A 1,876-nucleotide genomic window follows, 5' to 3' on the forward strand; every position below is an offset into this window, starting at 1 on the left:
TAACATGATGTCCTTAAAATACGAATCTATCGTTTACTGTACGCCATCTTTTAAATGTAGTTACAATATTACTAATAGTAGACGTGGCTAATTAATAGTATTTATACTAATTATTCTAGGATCTCCATTGATGATAATTTTTACAAAATACTAGTGTAATTAATACACCTCCGATTATTTTACCAATGGTAAATTTTTAAAATTAAAGTGTAAATCCTTTATTTTCAGTTAGTTAAAAAGTTGGCATGCTGGTTGCAATTGTACAAGTGTCAGTTAACTAGAGGAAATAATTAATGAGAAATACTACAAGTAAAATATTATTAGCTACTTTGATTGCAACTTCTTCATCAACTGTTTTTGCTAATAGCATGTGGGAAAAAGAAACTTTCGATGCGTGGATTGATGGAAAAGCAGAAACGACTTTATTACTGAATACTAATTTAAACTCATTTGACATCAACACCTACGTTAAAAATCGAGTGGTTACTTTAACTGGCTCGGTTAAAAATGAAACAGAGAAAGATTTGGCAGAAGAGTTAGTGCTAAGCCTAGATGACGTTAAGTCTGTAAAAAACGAACTTACAGTGATTGATGAAGACAAAGAAAAAACACCCGCAGCCGTACAAGCTTTGACTGATGCTCACATAAAGACACTGGTAATCACTCGTTTATTAATGAATACCAATGTTAGTGGTAGCGATATTCAAGTTGAAACCGAAAACAGTGTGGTTATCTTGAAAGGTTCAGTTTCATCAAGCAGTGAACACGACTTAGCTTTATCTATAGCAAATAATACCCCGAATGTAGAGAGAGTGGTGGATAAATTAAATATTATTTAACCTCTCTACAATTGGTAATTTATTAAAAATTGGGGAATAACGATGATTCGCTGGTCGCTAATATTTTTTATTGTCGCAATTATTGCCGCCCTCTTGGGATTTAGTGGTATCGCTGGGGCTGCTGCGACAGTAGCAAAGATCATATTTTATATATTTGCAATATCACTACTGGTTTCAGTGGTAATTATGTTGCTGAATAAAAACAAACATTAGGAGTTTATATGAACATCAAATCGAACGCTTACCGTTTTTTAACTATTGTGGGTATTACATTTGCACTTGCGGCATGTAGTGATGAAGGTCCGATGGAACAAGCCGGGGAAAATGTAGATGAGGCTGTAGAGGATACTCAAAACGCAATAGAAGATAGCTGTGAAAATATTAAAGAGCATTTAGATGCGAAAGATGAAGATTGCTAGAACTGTCATCTAGAGTGCAATGAGATGCCAAAATCCTCATAAAAATAAACCAATGAAGTAGGAATTAGACATGAAAAATATATTTGATGTGCTCAAAGACAGTCATGAAAAGCAACGACTTTTGATGGATGCGTTACTCCAAACTTCGGGAGACACACAAGCTAGGCAAGAACTCTATGTTAACCTTAAGGATGAGTTAACCAAGCATGCGATTGCAGAAGAGCGCCATTTTTATGCACCTTTGATCGAGAGTGATCAATCCATTGACATGACTAGACATGGAATCGCTGAACATCATGGAATCGACAAAATACTCGCTCAACTCGATGATACAGAGATGTCTTCACCAGCTTGGCTTGTTTTAATGAAAACATTAAAAGATAAGGTTGAACATCATTTAGAAGAAGAAGAGCAGCGTTTTTTTCAAACCGCAGGTCGAGTCTTAGATACTGAACAAAAAGAAACATTAGCTCGTAAATATGAAAAAGAGGTTGCTTGAATCACGAAGTAATCAAATTCTTTAAATAAGTATAAAACTGCTTTGTTATCAAGCTAAGGGCTCATTCTTGAGCCCTTCTTTTATTTAATTTAGAGATAGATAAATTTACGGATAAATAT

4 protein-coding genes are annotated in these 1,876 nt (G+C 34.4%); all 4 read left to right on the plus strand.

All coding sequences use genetic code 11. The features are described 5' to 3' along the window. Positions 1–293: 293 nt before the first annotated feature. The 4 genes from AB4623_RS23745 to AB4623_RS23760 all read left to right on the plus strand — a co-directional run bounded on the left by AB4623_RS23745 (position 294) and on the right by AB4623_RS23760 (position 1,757). Positions 294–839 carry a BON domain-containing protein gene (locus tag AB4623_RS23745; RefSeq protein ID WP_102497202.1) on the plus strand — a complete coding sequence of 182 codons (546 nt, stop codon included), beginning with the start codon at positions 294–296 and terminating at the stop codon, positions 837–839. A gap of 42 nt (positions 840–881) precedes the next feature. Continuing rightward, positions 882–1,052 carry a DUF1328 domain-containing protein gene (locus AB4623_RS23750; RefSeq protein WP_010431958.1) on the plus strand — a complete coding sequence of 57 codons (171 nt, stop codon included), beginning with the start codon at positions 882–884 and terminating at the stop codon, positions 1,050–1,052. 8 nt (positions 1,053–1,060) lie between these two features. Continuing rightward, positions 1,061–1,258 carry a hypothetical protein gene (locus AB4623_RS23755; protein WP_010431955.1) on the plus strand — a complete coding sequence of 66 codons (198 nt, stop codon included), beginning with the start codon at positions 1,061–1,063 and terminating at the stop codon, positions 1,256–1,258. Positions 1,259–1,328: 70 nt separating this feature from the next. After that, complete coding sequence (locus AB4623_RS23760; RefSeq protein ID WP_010431952.1) at positions 1,329–1,757, plus strand: hemerythrin domain-containing protein; 429 nt, start codon at positions 1,329–1,331, stop codon at positions 1,755–1,757. Positions 1,758–1,876 lie beyond the last annotated feature (119 nt).

Source organism: Vibrio sp. 10N.222.52.C12 (assembly GCF_041474215.1).
GTDB classification, from domain to species: domain Bacteria; phylum Pseudomonadota; class Gammaproteobacteria; order Enterobacterales; family Vibrionaceae; genus Vibrio; species Vibrio crassostreae_C.